The organism is Streptomyces niveiscabiei, assembly GCF_001419795.1.
Taxonomy (GTDB): domain Bacteria; phylum Actinomycetota; class Actinomycetes; order Streptomycetales; family Streptomycetaceae; genus Streptomyces; species Streptomyces niveiscabiei.
The window spans coordinates 1-1168 of the sequence record NZ_LIRL01001091.1 but is presented as its reverse complement, the minus strand read 5'-3'; the positions used below and the strand labels follow the sequence as shown (position 1 = coordinate 1168).

Here is a 1168-nt window from a genome sequence, read left to right as displayed (position 1 = left end):
CTCCCGCAGCAATCCCCCGAGCGGCTCCACCCCGCCCGCCGCCCGCACCTGCGTCATCACCGGTGCGATCCGCTCCAACAGATAACCCCCGCGCCGGAGTTGATGCACCAGCCGCGCATCCCGCACCGCGCCCGCGTCGTACACCCGATACCCGGTCGCCGCATCCCGCACGGGCCGCACCAGCCCGGCGCGCTCCCACTTCCGCAACGTCGCCGGCCGCACCCCCAGCCGCGCGGCGAGCGGCCCGATGAACACCCCGCCGGCCTCGTCGACCGGCGTGAGATCGCCGAGCGCCCCCTCCACGGCCTCCAGCGTGCGCCGGTCGTCGAGCAGCTGCGCATGACTGCCGTCGACGATCCGCAACGCCCCGTCGATGTCTCCCGCGTTCACGGCCCGCATGATCGCCGAGGCCGTCGCATGCCCGTGCCCCGGCACCAGCGCGAGAAACGCCGCCAACGCCCGCGCGTGCACGGCCGTATAGACCCGGTACCCGTGAACCGTCCGCTCGGCGGCGGGAAGGATGCCGTCCGCCTCGTAATTGCGCACGGCCTGCGGGGAGATCCCGTGCCCCCGCGCCAGATCGACCGGCCGCAGCTTCCTACCTGTTTGAAGGTTACGTCCCATATCCCCGCCGAGATCCAGCAAAAGTCTCCACCGAAGGTTCAAAGATACCGTTGACGGCATGGTCACCGACATCAAGGACACCGCCCGTCCCGTCGAGGCGCGAGCCATCCTCGACCTCCTCCCCGCCCGCCCGAGACTCCTCGCCCTCGGTGAACCCACCCACGGCGAGAACACCCTCCTCGACCTCCGCAACGACGTCTTCCGCGAGCTCGCCGAACACGAGGGCTACCGCACCATCGCCATCGAGAGCGACTGCCTGAAAGCCCTCCTCGTCGACGACTACGTCACCACCGGCACCGGCACCCTCGACGACGTCATGACCCACGGCTTCAGCCACGACTGGGGAGCCCACCGCGCCAACCGCGACCTCGTACGCTGGATGCGCGCCCACAACGCGACCCGCCCCGCCGCCGAACACGTACGCTTCGCCGGTTTCGACGGCCCCTTCGAGGTCACCCACGCGGAAAGCCCCCGCGAGGCCCTCACCGCCCTCCACGCCCACCTCGCCCTGGACACCGGCGACCTCGACCGCCTCCTCGGCCCC

At 71.2% G+C, this 1168-nt stretch carries 2 protein-coding genes; one reads left to right on the top strand and one right to left on the bottom strand.

All coding sequences use genetic code 11. From position 1 onward, the window contains the following. Positions 1–624 (bottom strand): MerR family DNA-binding transcriptional regulator (locus tag AOK24_RS40320; RefSeq protein ID WP_055724877.1); only part of this gene is annotated, 624 nt, incomplete at its 3' end. 58 nt (positions 625–682) lie between these two features. On the opposite strand from AOK24_RS40320, the gene AOK24_RS40315 reads away from it, so the two are divergent. Beyond that, positions 683–1168: erythromycin esterase family protein (locus tag AOK24_RS40315; protein WP_167376908.1), on the top strand; the 486-nt coding region annotated here is incomplete at its 3' end.